This is a genomic window from Acidovorax sp. Root217, from assembly GCF_001428645.1.
Lineage (GTDB): Bacteria > Pseudomonadota > Gammaproteobacteria > Burkholderiales > Burkholderiaceae_C > Acidovorax.
Genome location: NZ_LMIH01000034.1, coordinates 82,756 through 97,714, shown reverse-complemented (window position 1 = coordinate 97,714; position 14,959 = coordinate 82,756). Strand labels below are relative to the sequence as shown.

Genomic DNA, 14,959 nt, shown 5'->3' with positions numbered 1-14,959 from the left:
ACAATGAAGAAACTCATCCTCACGCTGATCGCAGCCCTGGGCATTGTTTCGGGTGCGCAGGCCGCAGAAGGCGGCATTGCATGGGACAAGGCGCCCAACAAGACCAATGACCTTGCATCGCTGCAAAACGGTGCCAAGATCTTCGTCAACTACTGCCTGAGCTGCCATTCGGCGGCGTTCATGCGCTACAACCGCCTGCGCGACATCGGCCTGACCGAGCAGGAGATCAAGGACAACCTGCTGTTCGCGACCGACAAGGTCGGCGAGACCATGAAGGCGTCCATCGATCCCAAGCAGGCCAAGGAGTGGTTCGGCGCCAATCCGCCCGACCTGACCGTGATCGCGCGTTCGCGTGCCGGCCATGGCGGCACCGGTGCCGATTACCTGTACACCTTCCTGCGCACTTTCTACCGCGACGAGACCAAGGCCACGGGTTGGAACAACCTGGCTTTCCCGAGCGTCGGCATGCCCCACGTGCTGTGGGAAATGCAGGGCGACCGCCGCCCGGTCTTCGAGGAGCACGAAAGCCATGGCCACAAGACCCAGGTCTTCAAGGGCTGGCAGCAGGTGACCCCTGGAACGGTGACGCCTTTGCAGTTCGAACAGAATATCGGCGATCTCGTGAACTACCTGCAATGGATGGGTGAGCCCGCGCAGAACACACGCATCCGTGTCGGTGTCTGGGTGCTGCTCTTCCTGGGTGTGTTCACGGTCATTGCCTGGAGACTGAACGCGTCGTTCTGGAAAGACGTCAAATAACACGCCAGATCCATATGCCCCACCCCTTTGCCGGGATGGGGCGGGGTCTTTACAGAGTGGGTGCTTTTAGCCCCCACTCTTTTGATTTTTAGGAGCCTCCCACCATGATGGTGCTTTACTCGGGAACGACCTGTCCCTTCTCCCACCGCTGCCGCTTTGTCCTGTTCGAAAAGGGCATGGACTTCGAAATCCGCGATGTGGACCTGTACAACAAGCCCGAAGACATCAGCGTGATGAACCCCTACGGCCAGGTGCCCATCCTGGTCGAGCGCGACCTGATCCTGTACGAGTCGAACATCATCAACGAGTACATCGACGAGCGCTTCCCGCACCCGCAGCTGATGCCCGGCGACCCGGTGGACCGTGCCCGCGTGCGCCTGTTCCTGCTCAACTTCGAGAAGGAACTGTTCGTGCACGTGAACATCCTGGAGTCGCGTGCGACCAAGGGCAACGAGAAGGCGCTGGAAAAGGCGCGGGCCCACATCCGCGACCGCCTGACGCAGCTGGCCCCCGTGTTCCTCAAGAACAAGTACATGCTGGGCGACAACTTCTCCATGCTGGACGTGGCCATTGCCCCGCTGCTGTGGCGCCTGGACTACTATGGCATCGACCTGAGCAAGAATGCCGCCCCGCTGCTCAAGTACGCTGAGCGCATCTTCTCGCGCCCTGCCTATATCGAAGCGCTGACGCCCTCCGAAAAGGTCATGCGCAAGTAATGCGCGTGCGTCCCTAGCCTGTCTCTGATCGCCATTTGCCCATGAATGCCACGGAATCCACGTCCACACGCCCCTACCTGATCCGCGCCCTCTATGAGTGGTGCACGGACAACGGGCTCACGCCCTACGTGGCGGTGCGCGTGGACGATTCCGTGCAGGTGCCGCGCGAGTATGTGAACGATGGCGAGATCGTGCTGAACATCAGTTACGACGCCACCAGCTCGCTGCAACTGGGCAATGACTTCATCGAGTTCAAGGCCCGTTTTGGCGGCAAGCCGCGCGAGATCCTGGTGCCTGTAGGCCGGGTGATCGCGATCTACGCCCGCGAGAACGGGCAGGGCATGGCGTTTCCCCCGCCGGTGGACAACCTGGCGGGCGGTGCCCAGCCACAGATCCTGCCGTCCTCGGCTCCCGCCGAGTTGTCCCAGGTGCCGATGGCCGTGCCGTCGGCGTCGCCTGCGGACGACCGGGTGGTGCATCTGGTGCCAGGGGAGTCCCCAGCCGCCGATGGTGGAGACGGCAACCCGCCGCGTCCTTCGCCCGCTGGCGGTGGCCGCCCCGCGCTCAAGCGGGTGAAATAAGCCAGCGCACACCTTCCCGGTTCATTTTCGGGTTGTTTTTGCAGGATAAAATCCAGCCTTCGCCGGTTTAGCTCAGTTGGTAGAGCACCCGCCTTGTAAGCGGTAGGTCATCAGTTCGATTCCGATAACCGGCACCATCTTTCGCCTCTTTTTTCGTCCATTCGCTGCACCTGTCAGGCCTATCGCCTGTTTTTCAGGTTTGAACTTTCAGCCGAATGGAGTTAACCTCCCACCCCCGGCTGCGCAAGTGCGCCTGCAATGCAGGCAGCAGTTGCCGGATCTTGGCCGCGGCGGCATTGCTCTTGACCAGCAGGCACCAGGTGGACCCATCGATGGGCCCGGCCTGGACGGACTGGCGCAGGCCGGCAGGTATCAACAATTCAATGGCCTTGAGCCGTTCGCTGGAGTCGCGTGTCAATGCGGTGAGCATGTGCAGCGTGGGAGATTCCGCGCTGGCTTGCTGCAGGGTGACGGCGTGGTGGCGGCGGGTCATGGGGATGCGCCGGTGGGCGTGGAGATGTCGTAGTGCACCTGATTATCACGGACGCCCGTTTGGCGCGCAGCCGCGCCATTCACCTTTCCGGGGTTCGCCTTCTGCTGGCGGGCCTGGTTCTTTCCCTCGGACTCATGGTCACGGCCGCCAGCCTGTACCACTGGGTCTTCCTCAAGGGCGCGCGCGAGGGCTGGCCGGTGTTCGGCGCCCTGGTGCGCCTGGTGGTGAAGGATGAATTCGCCGAGCGCGACCGCTTCATGCGCGCCAACCTGGATGCCATGGCGCGGCGGGTCGGCGAAATGCAGGCGCGCATGGTGCAACTGGAGTCCCTGGGTGAGCGCGTGCTGGGCCTGGCAGGCATGCCGGCCACCGAGTTGCGCAGCGACGGGCGTGGCGGTGCGCTGGTGAGCGCCCACAACCTGAGCATGGAAGAGCTGCAGGCCACGCTCGATGACCTGGAGCGCCTGACCAACCAGCGCGTGGACCTGATGACGGTGATGGAATCGCGCCTGTTCGACCAGCACATCCGCAAGAAGATGGTTCCCACGCATGCGCCTGTGGCCGGCAAAGCGCCGGGGTCGTCCTTTGGCTGGCGCATCGACCCCATTACCGGGCAGTCGGCACTGCACACGGGGCTGGACTTCCAGGCCGATACGGGGACGGCCATCCTGGCCGCTGCCGGGGGTGTGGTCGTGACGCAGGAATACCATCCGGCCTACGGCAACATGATCGAGGTGGACCATGGCAACCAGTTGGTGACGCGCTATGCCCACGCCTCGCGTACCCTGGTGAAACAAGGGGACATCGTGCGGCGTGGCCAGAAGATTGCCGAGGTGGGCACCACCGGGCGTTCCACGGGCCCGCACCTGCACTTTGAAGTGCTGGTGCAAGGGGTTTTCCAGGACCCGCAGAAGTTTCTCAGTGCCGGCAGCGCAGTCGCGGGAGGCCAGGTTGCCACGGCGCAAAGGCCGGGCCTGGTGGCTGCTTCCGGCAGCCCTGCGGCAGGCAGGTAAAATCGCGGGTCCGGCGTTCGCAGCCCACGGTAGTGCAGTCCTTGCAATACCCGGCGGCGGACCCACCTGATCACAATTCATCTTAGGGGTTTCGGTCGCTTTGCGCGCTGATTGCAGCGGGTGAGGCGGTCCTGTTCGCATGGCCACCAACTTCCTTACCAAAATATTCGGCAGCCGCAATGACCGGCTTCTCAAGCAATACCGCAAGACGGTGACTCACATCAATGCGATGGAGCCCGACTACGAGAAGCTGACGGACGAGCAGCTCCGCGCCAAAACGCAGGAGTTCAAGGACCGGGTGGCCAAGGGCGAGTCGCTGGACGACATCCTGCCCGAGGCGTTTGCGGTGGTGCGCGAAGGCTCCAAGCGCATCATGAAGATGCGCCACTTCGACGTGCAACTGCTGGGCGGCATGGCGCTGCACTTCGGCAAGATCGCCGAAATGCGCACCGGTGAAGGCAAGACCCTGACCGCCACGCTGCCGGTGTACCTGAACGCGCTGTCCGACAAGGGCGTTCACGTGGTGACCGTGAACGACTACCTGGCCAACCGCGATGCGCAGTGGATGGGCCGTCTGTACAACTTCCTGGGCCTGTCGGTGGGTATCAACCTGCCCAACATGCCCCGTGAGGAAAAGCAGGCTGCCTACCGCTCGGACATCACCTACGGCACGAACAACGAATACGGCTTCGACTACCTGCGCGACAACATGGTCTACGAGGCCGCAGACCGCGTGCAGCAGGGCCTGAATTTCGCCATCGTCGACGAGGTGGACTCGATCCTGATCGACGAGGCGCGCACGCCCCTGATCATCAGCGGCCAGGCCGAGGACCACACGGCCATGTACATCGCCATGAACAAGGTGGTGCCGCTGCTGATCCGCCAGGAAGGCGAAGCCGATGCCCGCACCGGCGAGGGCGTGACCAAGCCAGGCGACTTCACGCTCGACGAGAAGACCCACCAGGTGTTCCTGACCGAGCAGGGCCACGAGAGCGCCGAGCGCATCCTGGCCAGCCATGGCCTGATTGCCGAAGGCGCCTCGGTGTACGACCCGGCCAACATCACGCTGATGCACCACCTGTACGCAGCACTGCGTGCCAACCACCTGTACCACCGCGACCAGCACTATGTGGTGCAAAACGGTGAGATCGTGATCGTGGACGAGTTCACCGGCCGCCTGATGTCGGGCCGCCGCTGGAGCGAAGGCCTGCACCAGGCCGTGGAAGCCAAGGAAGGCGTGAACATCCAGGCCGAGAACCAGACGCTGGCCTCGATCACCTTCCAGAACTACTTCCGCCTGTACAACAAGCTCGCGGGCATGACCGGTACGGCCGACACCGAAGCCTACGAGTTCCAGGAAATCTACGGCCTGGAAACCACGGTGATCCCGCCGAACCGCCCGAGCCGCCGCGACGATCAGCTCGACCGTGTGTACAAGACCACGCGCGAAAAGTACGAAGCCGCCATCAAGGACATCCGCGAGTGCCATGAGCGCGGCCAGCCGGTGCTGGTGGGCACGACGTCGATCGAGAACTCCGAAATCATCGACCAGTTGCTCAACAAGGAAGGCCTGCCGCACCAGGTGCTCAACGCCAAGCAGCATGCCCGTGAGGCCGACATCGTGGCCCAGGCCGGGCGTGCCGGCATGATCACCATCGCCACCAACATGGCAGGGCGCGGTACCGATATCGTGCTGGGCGGCAACATCGAAAAGCTGATCGCCGAGGTCGAAGCCGACGAGTCGCTGGACGCAGCCGGGCGCGAAGCCCGGATCGCCCAGGTGCGCGCCGACTGGTCCGTGGACCACGAGAAGATCAAGGCCCTGGGCGGCCTGCGCATCATCGCCACCGAGCGCCACGAGTCTCGCCGCATCGACAACCAGCTGCGTGGCCGTTCGGGCCGCCAGGGTGACCCAGGTTCCTCGCGCTTTTACCTGAGCCTGGACGATTCGCTGATGCGCATCTTCGCAGGCGACCGCGTCAAGGCCATCATGGACCGACTGAAGATGCCCGATGGCGAGGCCATCGAGGCGGGCATCGTGACCCGCAGCATCGAGTCGGCCCAGCGCAAGGTGGAGGCCCGCAACTTCGACATCCGCAAGCAATTGCTGGAATACGACGATGTGGCCAACGACCAGCGCAAGGTGATCTACCAGCAGCGCAACGACATCCTCGATGCTTCGGAGCTGTCGGACGTGATTGCCGCCATGCGCGACGATTGCATGACCGACCTGGTGCGCCAGTACGTGCCGGCCGAATCCGTGGAAGAGCAGTGGGACCTCCCCACGCTGCAGAAGGTGCTGGCCGACGAGTGGCAGGTCGATATCGACCTCAAGGCACTGGTGGAAGGCTCGAGCGCAATCACCGACGACGAGATCCTGGAAAAGGTCGTGCAGGCTGCCCAGGCCGCGTTCGACGCCAAGGTGGAGCAGGTCGGCCGCGAGAACTTCACGCAGTTCGAACGCGTGGTGCTGCTGCAGAACTTCGACTCCAACTGGCGCGACCACCTGAGCTCGCTCGATTACCTGCGCCAGGGCATCCACCTGCGCGGCTACGCGCAAAAGCAGCCCAAGCAGGAATACAAGCGCGAAGCTTTCGAGCTGTTCCGCCAACTGATCGACCAGGTCAAGAACGAAGTCACCAAGGTGCTGATGACCGTGCAGGTGCAGTCGCAGGCCCAGCTGGACCAGGCCGCCCAGGACATGGAAAGCCGTGCTGAAAGCATTGCCAACGTGACCTACACGGCGCCCACCGAAACCGGCGATGTGGAAACCACGTTGGAGCAGCGCCAGGCCGCAGGTGCCCAGGAGTTGCCTTTGCCCGAAGGCATGCGCGTGTCGCGCAACGACCCCTGCCCTTGCGGCAGCGGCAAAAAATACAAGGCATGCCACGGCAAGCTGGCTTGATCTTCTGACGATTGCAACACGGGCTTCGGCCCGTGTTTTCATTGGCGCGCCACGGTTTTCCGCATAATCGGACGCAGTTTTTCACGAAAGAGCCTCCTCCCATGCCTGTCCATCTTCTTGCCCCCGTTGCCGCCGATCTGCATGCGATTGCCGGTGTCCGCATTGGTGTCGCCGAAGCCGGTGTCCGCAAGGCCCACCGCAAGGACCTCACCGTGTTCCTGCTCGACGAGGGCGCTAGCGTGGCGGGCGTGTTCACACAGAACCGCTTTTGCGCGGCGCCGGTGCAGGTCGGGCGCGAGCACCTGGCCGGCGGGCAGGGCATCCGCGCGATGGTGATCAACACCGGCAATGCCAACGCCGGCACCGGTGCCGACGGTCTTGCGCGTGCGCGTGCCACCTGCGTGGCCATGGCGCGCCAGCTGGACGTGGCGCCCGAACAGGTGCTGCCGTTCTCCACCGGCGTGATCATGGAGTCCTTGCCCGTTGACCGCATCGAGGCCGGCCTGCCCGCTGCCATTGCCGATGCGCAGCCCGACCACTGGGCGCGCGCCGCTGAAGGCATCATGACCACCGACACGCTGCCCAAGGCTTTTTCGGCCCAGGTGCAGATTGCGGGCACGACGGTGTCCATCACCGGCATCAGCAAGGGCGCCGGCATGATCCGCCCGAACATGGCGACCATGCTGGGTTTCATGGCCACGGATGCCTGCGTGCACCCCTCGGTGATGCAGCAGCTGGCGCGCGAGCTGGCCGATGGGTCGTTCAACCGCGTGACCATCGACGGCGATACCTCGACCAACGATTCCTTTGTGGTCGTGGCCACGAACAAGGCGGCGCACGCTCCGATCACCGATCTGGCCAGTGCCGAAGGCAAGTCCCTGCAGGCAGCCATGCTGCAGGTGGCGCAGAAGCTGGCCCAGGCCATCGTGCGCGATGGCGAAGGCGCCACCAAGTTCATCACCGTGCGCGTCGAAGGCGGCAAGACCGGCGACGAGTGCCGCAAGGTGGCCTACGCCATCGCCCATTCGCCCCTGGTCAAGACGGCTTTCTTCGCCAGCGACCCGAACCTGGGCCGCATCCTGGCGGCCGTGGGCTACGCCGGCATTGACGACCTGGACCAGACCGGGATCGATTTGTACCTGGACGACGTGCACGTGGCCGTGAAGGGCGGGCGCAACCCGGCCTACCGCGAGGAAGATGGCCAGCGCGTGATGAAGCAAAGCGAGATCACCGTGCGCGTGGTGCTGGGCCGGGGTGATGCGGCCGACACCGTGTGGACCTGCGATTTCAGCCACGAGTACGTGACCATCAACGCGGATTACCGCTCCTGAACACGCGAGCCTCTGGCACATGAACCAAGCACTGGAACACCTGATCGCGCGCGCGGAGCAACTGATCACCCGCATCGAGGCGGCCTTGCCGCAGCCGCTTTCCGCGCCGGACTGGACGGCCTCGATCGCCTGGCGCTACCGCAAGCGCAGCAGCGGCCATGGCACGCTGGAGCCCGTGCGCCATGTGGCGGCCATGGCCCTCAGCGAGCTCAAGGAGATCGATGGTCAAAAGGACAAGATCGAGCGCAACACGCGCCAGTTCGTGCAGGGCAAGCCGGCCAACAACGTGCTGCTCACGGGCGCGCGTGGCACGGGCAAGTCCTCGCTGATCAAGGCCTGCCTGAATGCCTACGCGCCGCAGGGCCTGCGCCTGATCGAGGTGGACAAGGCCGACCTGACAGACCTGCCCGACATCGTGGACGTGGTCTCGGCACGGCCCGAGAAGTTCATCGTCTTCTGTGACGACCTGAGCTTTGAAGAGGGCGAGCCGGGCTACAAGGCGCTCAAGTCCATCCTCGATGGATCGGTGGCCGCAGCCACGCCGAACGTGCTGATCTATGCCACCAGCAACCGCCGCCACCTGCTGCCCGAGTACATGACCGAGAACCTGACCTATACGCACAGTGAGGACGGCGAGGTACACCCCGGCGAGGTGGTCGAGGAAAAGATCTCGCTGTCGGAACGCTTTGGCCTGTGGGTGAGCTTCTACCCGTTCAGCCAGGACGAGTACCTGGCCATCGTGGCACAGTGGCTCTCGTCGCTGGGCGTGGATGCCCCGGAGATTGCAGCGGCACGCCCCCAGGCCCTGGTGTGGGCGCTGGAGCGGGGCTCGCGCAGCGGCCGCGTGGCCTACCAGTTCGCACGCGATTATGCGGGGCGCCAGGGTGGCTGAGTTCGTGGTTGGCGAGGCGGCGGTGCGCAAGCACACCGAGGTGGCGGTGGGCATCCTGGTGCGCCCGGACGGCGCGCTGCTGTTGTCCACCCGCCCACCAGGCAAGCCCTATGCGGGCTACTGGGAGTTTCCAGGCGGCAAGCTGGAAGCCGGCGAGACGGTGGAGCAGGCACTGCGGCGCGAGCTGGTCGAGGAGCTGGGCGTGAGCATCGGGCCCGCTGAGGTCTGGAAGGTCACCGAGCACGACTACCCGCACGCGCTGGTGCGGCTGCACTGGTGCAAGGTGCACGCATGGACCGGGGAATTCGAGATGCGCGAAGGCCAGGAGATGGCCTGGCAGCAGTTGCCCCTGGAGGTCAGCCCCGTGTTGCCAGGGGCCTACCCGGTGCTGCAATGGCTGTCCGAGGAGCGCGGCCTGGCGTTCGCGGCGCCGGAGCTTCCGAAAGCCTGAAGCCGAGGGCCCCTACCTGCTGCCCATACGGATTTGCCTTCAGCCGTATAACGAGGCGGGAAGCCGCAGACAGTGCTGTAGCACGGCAAGGCGGACCAACGAAGTTAGACGGCTAAAGGCAAATCCGTATTCAGTGCTGTAGCTTGGGGTCGCCGTACTGCGCGTCTGCTGGCGGCGCTTCGGCGGGCATGCGGAAGTCTTCGCTGGCCCAGGCGCCCAGGTCCACCTGCTTGCAGCGTTCGCTGCAGAACGGCCGGTAGGCGTTGGCGGGGCTGTAGATGCTGTCGCCCCCGCAGGTGGGGCAGACAACGATGCGGGCAGTGGTGCTGCCAAGGGGTGTTTTGGGGGCCATGGTGGGCGTCTCCTTCACGCGCACAGGGTCAGTTCAAACGCGGCATCCTCCGCGCAGGAGTGCAGGCGGCCATCGGCCTCCTGGCGCATGAGCCGCACTGAGACGATCAGGCGGTTGCCGCTGATCTCGGGAATGAGCCCCAGCGATGGGTCCATGCGCAAGCGCAGCAACTGGAAGGTGCGACCCTGGGGCAGGTTCTGCTGGAACTGGCCGCGCTCGGCGGCCACCTTCTGCGGCACGCCCGAGTCGCGCAGCAGCTTGAGCAGCACGTAGATGGATTCGGCCATGGGCGCGAGGGTGGAGGCCCATTCCTGCAAGGCGTTCTGGCGGTAGGCCACGTCCCGGTGCTGCCAGGCGTAGTAGGCAGGCAGATCGAACCCGCAGGTTCCGCCCGGAATCCCGACGCGGCTGCGGATGCTCATCAGCCAGTCGTTCTCGGTGAGGGCATGGCCTGACTTGCCGTTCTGGGTGTTCAGGGCGGTGAAGCAGTGGTCGAGCTGCGCGATCACGGCGTCCAGCGCCGCCTCGGAGATGGAGGGGTTGCCGCGGTAGCTGTCGAGCTGGTGCTTGTGCTTTTCGATGTCCTTGAGCACGTCCGACTTCAGGTCGGCCCGGGCGGCCACATCCATGATTTCGAAGATCGTGACCAGCGCAAAATGGTGGTCCAGGGCGTGGGAGCGCGGGATCAGTTCGCCGAGCCGGCGAAACAGCTGCTCCAGACGCAGGTACGTTCTGAGGCGCTCGTTGAAAGGGTATTCGTAAAGGATCACGCTGGCGGGTTCCCGGGGCTCTCAGGGGTATTCTGTGGCACCGTTGGCGTGCACCCTGCAGAAACAGGGCGCAACAGGCTGCGCGTGCATCATAGCCCGAACAGCTGCCCAAGCTGCGCGGCCTGGGCCTGCAATTGCGTCAATGTGCAGTGCGGGCCGTTGAACACCACGGTATCGGCCGCTGCGCGGCGCACCGGACGGCTCGCCTGGTGGGAGAGGATGGCCTGCACGGCCTCCCTGGTGAGGCCGCTGCGCTGCGCCACGCGCTCGATCTGGGTTTCGGGAGGGCAGTCGATCACCACCACGGCATCAAGCTGCCGGGCCCAGCGCCCCGACTCCACCAGCAAGGGGATGTCGTGCACGATCAGCCGCTTGCCGTCCTGCAGGGCCTGGCGGGCTTCGTCGGCGCTGCGTTGGGTCACCAGGGGGTGCACGATGGATTCCAGGCGCACCCGTGAATCGCTGTCCGAGAAGGCCAGGGCGCGCATGCGTGCCCTGTCGAGCGCTCCGTCCGCATCGACATAGTCGGCGCCGAACGCCTGCCGGATCGCTTCGATGGCCGCACCGCCGGGCCCTGTGACTCTGCGCGCAATCTGGTCGGCATCGATCAGTGCTGCGCCCAGGGCGGCCAGCAGCTGGCCGAAGGTACTCTTGCCGCTGCCGATGCCCCCGGTCAGACCGATGCGCATGGGCTACAGCCCCATCAGGCCCAGCACCGCCTGGAAGACGGCGTCGGGGGTGAACACCATGGACACCAGGCCCGCGCCGACCAGGAAGGGGCCGAAAGGAATGTAGCCACCTTCGCGCAACCGGTTTCTGAATTTCATGAACAGGCCCACGATGGCGCCGATCACCGAGGCCATGAGGATGATGGGCACCAGGGCCTGCCAGCCAAACCAGGCGCCGAGCGCGGCGAACAGCTTGAAGTCGCCATAGCCCATGCCTTCCTTGCCGGTGACGAGCTTGAAGCCCCAGTAGACGAGCCACAGGGACAGATAGCCGGCAGCAGCACCTGCCACCGAGGCAGCAGGCGGTATGCCTGTCCACCCCACAGTGGAGGCAATCAGTCCAGCCCAGAGCAAGGGCAGGGTGATGTCATCGGGCAACAGGGTCGTATCCCAGTCGATCAGGGCAAGCGCCACCATGGCAGCGGCAAAGACACACCAGACCAGGGTCGGAGCCGACAACCCTCCCCAGTGGCCCAGGAAGGCAAACAGGGCTGCGGTGCCAAGTTCCACCAAGGGGTAGCGCACACTGATGTGAGCCCCGCAGGAAGAGCATTTGCCGCGCAGGAACAGATAGCTCAGAACGGGAATGTTTTCGTACCACCGGACCATGTGCCCACAGGTTTGGCAGCGTGACCGGGGAACCATGAGATTGAATGGCTCTGCTGCGGGTGGCTGATGTCCTTCGACGGCTCTTTCCGCCTCGCTGCCAGGTGCCTGCCGCGCCGTCTGCTCTGCGGCGTATGCGGCCACTTCAGCATCCCACTGCCGCTCCATCATCTTGGGCAACCGGTAGATCACCACATTCAGGAAACTGCCGATCAACAAGCCCAGGACGCCGACCAACGCGGCGCTCCACCATGGATCCAGAAGCATTAAACGACCTGGCCGAGCTTGAAGATGGGCAGGTACATCGACACCACGATCCCGCCAATCAGTGTGCCCAGGAACACGATGATGATGGGCTCCATCAGGCTGGAAAGGCCGGCGACCATTTCATCCACTTCGGCTTCGTAGAAATCGGCGGCCTTGCCCAGCATGTGATCGATGGAGCCGGACTCTTCACCAATCGCGCACATCTGGATCACCATTGATGGAAAGATGTTGGCGTTGCCCATGGCTGCCGTGAGGCTGGTGCCGGTCGAAACTTCCTGCTGAATCTTTTCGGTGGCTACAGCGTAGACCGAGTTGCCCGAGGCGCCGCCGACGGAGTCAAGCGCTTCGACTAGCGGAACACCGGCGGCAAACATGGTGGCCAACGTCCGCGTCCAGCGGGCTACGCAGGACTTGTCAATCAACGCGCCAAAAATAGGTATCTTCAGCAGGGCGCGGTCCATGAACTTCTGCATCTTTTCGTTACGGCGCCATGCCTCCATGAAGAAATAGAAGCCGCCGCCAATAACCCCGAAGATCAGCCACCACCATTTGACAAAGACGTCGCTGATGGCCATCACGATGAGTGTGGGTGCCGGTAGCTCAGCCCCAAAGGATGAAAAGACTTCCTTGAATGCTGGGATTACAAAAATCATGATTACAGTCACCACGACAAAGGCGACGATCAGCACGGAAATCGGATACATCAATGCCGACTTGATCTTGGACTTGATGGCCTCCGTCTTTTCCATGTAGGTCGCCAAGCGATCCAGCAGCGCTTCCAGAATACCGGCGGCCTCACCGGCTTCCACCAGGTTGCAGTACAGGGTGTCGAAGTACAGGGGATGCTTGCGAAACGCTGCATTCAGCGACGTCCCTGTTTCCACATCGGTGCGGATGTCGTTGAGCAGCTTGGTGACGCTGGCATTGGTATTACCGCGGCCGACGATGTCGAACGATTGCAGCAGGGGCACGCCGGCCTTCATCATGGTGGCCAACTGGCGCGTGAACAGGGCGATGTCCTTGGGCTTGATCCTCTTGCCCGACTTCATCCGCCGTTTCTTGATCTTGGTCGGGAACACGCCCTGGCGGCGCAGCGTGGCCTGGACCTGGTTTTCGCCGCCCGCACGGATTTCGCCGCGCACGATCTTGCCGGCGCGGTCCTTGCCTTCCCACTCGAAGACGAAGTCCTTGATGTCCTTCGCTGCTGCTGCTGTCGCCATGGTATTCCCCGTCGCTATTCTGTAATGTTTATTCGTTGGTCACGGCCAACACCTCTTCAAGAGAGGTCTGCCCCAGCTTGGCCTTGTAAAGGGCTGCATCGCGCAGGGATCGCACCCCCTCCGACCGGGCCTGTTCGGCGATTTCCAGCGCACTGCCGTCGCGCAGGATGATGCGCTGGATTTCCTCGGTGATGGGCATCACCTGGTAGACCCCGACGCGGCCTTTGTATCCGTTGTTGCAGGCAGAGCAACCCACCGGACGGTAGGGGACCCAGGATCCATCCAGCTCTTCCTCGGAGTAGCCCGCATCCACAAGCGCCTCATGAGGAATGTCTGCAGGCACCTTGCACACGGGGCACAGTCGCCGTGCCAATCGCTGCGCAGTAATCAGGATCACGCTGGACGCGATATTGAAAGGTGCGATGCCCATGTTGCGCATGCGCGTGAGCGTCGTGGGGGCATCGTTGGTGTGCAGCGTGGACAGCACCAAGTGACCCGTCTGGGCCGCCTTGATCGAGATATCGGCTGTTTCCAGATCGCGGATTTCCCCCACCATGATGATGTCTGGATCCTGGCGCAGAAAGGACTTGAGCGCCACGGCAAAGGTCAGCCCGGCCTTGTCGTTGACGTTGACCTGGTTCACACCGGGCAGGTTGATTTCCGAGGGGTCTTCTGCCGTGGCGATGTTCACCCCCGGCTTGTTCAGCAGGTTCAGGCAGGTGTAGAGCGACACCGTCTTGCCCGAGCCGGTGGGACCGGTCACCAGAATCATGCCGTAAGGGCGGCTGATCGCGTCCATCAGGCGCGCCTTTTCTTCGGGTTCATAGCCCAGTGCGTCGATACCCAATTTGGCGCTGGAGGGATCGAGAATACGGATCACGATCTTTTCGCCAAACAGTGTGGGCAGGGTGCTCACCCGAAAATCGATCACCCGGTCGGGGCCGATTTTCAGTTTCATCTTTCCGTCCTGCGGCACGCGCTTTTCGGAAATATCCATGCGCGAGATCACCTTGATGCGCGAGGCCAGCTTGTCCTTGATGGCAATCGGAGGCGATGTGATTTCGCGCAATTCACCGTCAATGCGAAATCGCACGCGGTACTGGTGCTCATAGGGTTCAAAATGCAGATCGGATGCCCGCATATTGAAGGCATCGAGCAACATCTTGTGCAGGAATTTGACAACCGGGGCATCCTCGACGTCGGAGGCGCCTGCATCGGCTGGATCTGCCGCTTCTTCGATGGGGACATCGTCGAACTCAAAATCGCCCCCGCTGGTCATGCTCTCCATCGACTCACTGGTCGATTTGGTGCTACTTTCTACCAGTCGATTCAGTTTGTCATATTCGGCAATAATCCAGTCCACCCCCATCTGGGTCGTGAACTTGATTTTCTCGGCGGCTTCCTGGTCCGTGGGATCGGCCGTTGCAACGATCAGGCGGTTGTTGCGCTTGCTCAGCACCACCACCCGGTAGGACTGGCAGATTTTGGCGTCCAGCAGGTCCTTGGGCAGCCGCAGAGGGTCGATGGCTTCCAGGTCCAGCAACGGGGCGCCGAATACGGCCGATACCGTGTGGGCCAGGTCCGTCGCGGACACCACCCCCGAACCTGTCAATTCCGCAATAAAACTGGTGCGGCTGACTTGTGACTTTTTGTAAATATCTTCGGCTGCCTTTTGGGTCAGCTTTCCCGCAGACATCAACGCCCGCCCCAAGCCCGGAAGGGCTATTGCAGGTGTTTCTTTCTGAGCAGTATCTACAGCAGCCATGTAACCGGTAATGTGTTAAGGGTGGACAACGAGCCATCCTATCATCGCCTATTGGCATTGACCTGTACAGCGCTGCATATTGGCGCTGGCACCACACCTTGAGCGTGATT

General features: G+C 63.1%; 15 protein-coding genes and 1 tRNA gene. 9 read left to right on the top strand and 7 right to left on the bottom strand.

Annotation, left to right across the window (positions count from 1 at the left end; translation table 11 throughout):
• Positions 1-3 precede the first annotated feature (3 nt).
• The 4 genes from ASE31_RS25590 (at position 4) to ASE31_RS25575 (ending at position 2,193) form a co-directional block, all read left to right on the top strand.
• Positions 4-759, top strand: coding sequence for a cytochrome c1 (locus ASE31_RS25590; RefSeq protein ID WP_057205004.1), 756 nt, complete (start codon positions 4-6; stop codon positions 757-759).
• 104 nt (positions 760-863) lie between these two features.
• Positions 864-1,475 carry a glutathione S-transferase N-terminal domain-containing protein gene (locus tag ASE31_RS25585; protein ID WP_007854512.1) on the top strand — a complete coding sequence of 204 codons (612 nt, stop codon included), beginning with the start codon at positions 864-866 and terminating at the stop codon, positions 1,473-1,475.
• 41 nt (positions 1,476-1,516) lie between these two features.
• The gene (locus tag ASE31_RS25580; protein ID WP_057205238.1) at positions 1,517-2,056 is read left to right on the top strand and encodes a ClpXP protease specificity-enhancing factor; all 540 of its coding nucleotides are present in this window, start codon (positions 1,517-1,519) and stop codon (positions 2,054-2,056) included.
• Between the two features lie 61 nt (positions 2,057-2,117).
• Positions 2,118-2,193, top strand: a tRNA-Thr gene (locus ASE31_RS25575).
• A 56-nt stretch (positions 2,194-2,249) separates the two neighbouring features.
• Here ASE31_RS25575 and ASE31_RS25570 read toward each other — a convergent pair.
• Positions 2,250-2,549 carry a hypothetical protein gene (locus ASE31_RS25570; protein WP_057205002.1) on the bottom strand — a complete coding sequence of 100 codons (300 nt, stop codon included), beginning with the start codon at positions 2,547-2,549 and terminating at the stop codon, positions 2,250-2,252.
• A 32-nt stretch (positions 2,550-2,581) separates the two neighbouring features.
• Here ASE31_RS25570 and ASE31_RS25565 point away from each other — a divergent pair, with 32 nt between their 5' ends.
• The 5 genes from ASE31_RS25565 (at position 2,582) to ASE31_RS25545 (ending at position 9,141) form a co-directional block, all read left to right on the top strand.
• Complete coding sequence (locus ASE31_RS25565; protein ID WP_057205000.1) at positions 2,582-3,562, top strand: M23 family metallopeptidase; 981 nt, start codon at positions 2,582-2,584, stop codon at positions 3,560-3,562.
• A gap of 139 nt (positions 3,563-3,701) precedes the next feature.
• A complete protein-coding gene (gene secA, locus ASE31_RS25560; RefSeq protein ID WP_057204998.1) occupies positions 3,702-6,467 on the top strand; it encodes a preprotein translocase subunit SecA in 2,766 nt (921 codons plus the stop codon).
• Positions 6,468-6,568: 101 nt separating this feature from the next.
• The gene (gene argJ / locus ASE31_RS25555) at positions 6,569-7,798 is read left to right on the top strand and encodes a bifunctional glutamate N-acetyltransferase/amino-acid acetyltransferase ArgJ (protein WP_057204996.1); all 1,230 of its coding nucleotides are present in this window, start codon (positions 6,569-6,571) and stop codon (positions 7,796-7,798) included.
• Positions 7,799-7,817: 19 nt separating this feature from the next.
• Positions 7,818-8,690, top strand: a complete 873-nt coding sequence (locus ASE31_RS25550) for an ATP-binding protein (protein ID WP_057204993.1) — start codon at positions 7,818-7,820, stop codon at positions 8,688-8,690.
• Entirely contained in the window at positions 8,668-9,141 is a 474-nt protein-coding gene (locus tag ASE31_RS25545) for an NUDIX domain-containing protein (protein ID WP_057204991.1), read from the top strand. The genes ASE31_RS25550 and ASE31_RS25545 overlap by 23 nt, the downstream gene beginning before the upstream one ends.
• Before the next feature lie 130 nt (positions 9,142-9,271).
• Here ASE31_RS25545 and ASE31_RS25540 read toward each other — a convergent pair whose 3' ends face one another.
• From ASE31_RS25540 to pilB, 6 genes are all read right to left on the bottom strand, one after another.
• Positions 9,272-9,493 (bottom strand): DNA gyrase inhibitor YacG, encoded by a 222-nt coding sequence (locus ASE31_RS25540; protein ID WP_057205235.1) that lies wholly within the window; start codon positions 9,491-9,493, stop codon positions 9,272-9,274.
• Between the two features lie 14 nt (positions 9,494-9,507).
• The gene (zapD, locus tag ASE31_RS25535) at positions 9,508-10,263 is read right to left on the bottom strand and encodes a cell division protein ZapD (protein WP_057204989.1); all 756 of its coding nucleotides are present in this window, start codon (positions 10,261-10,263) and stop codon (positions 9,508-9,510) included.
• A gap of 89 nt (positions 10,264-10,352) precedes the next feature.
• Positions 10,353-10,952 (bottom strand): dephospho-CoA kinase, encoded by a 600-nt coding sequence (coaE, locus tag ASE31_RS25530; RefSeq protein WP_057204988.1) that lies wholly within the window; start codon positions 10,950-10,952, stop codon positions 10,353-10,355.
• Positions 10,953-10,955: 3 nt separating this feature from the next.
• The gene (locus tag ASE31_RS25525) at positions 10,956-11,864 is read right to left on the bottom strand and encodes an A24 family peptidase (RefSeq protein WP_057204985.1); all 909 of its coding nucleotides are present in this window, start codon (positions 11,862-11,864) and stop codon (positions 10,956-10,958) included.
• Entirely contained in the window at positions 11,864-13,084 is a 1,221-nt protein-coding gene (locus tag ASE31_RS25520; RefSeq protein WP_057204982.1) for a type II secretion system F family protein, read from the bottom strand. Before ASE31_RS25520 ends, ASE31_RS25525 begins: the two co-directional genes overlap by 1 nt.
• Positions 13,085-13,112: 28 nt before the next feature.
• On the bottom strand, positions 13,113-14,849 hold the full coding sequence (pilB, locus tag ASE31_RS25515) for a type IV-A pilus assembly ATPase PilB (RefSeq protein ID WP_057204979.1): 1,737 nt from the start codon (positions 14,847-14,849) through the stop codon (positions 13,113-13,115).
• Between the last annotated feature and the right edge of the window lie 110 nt (positions 14,850-14,959).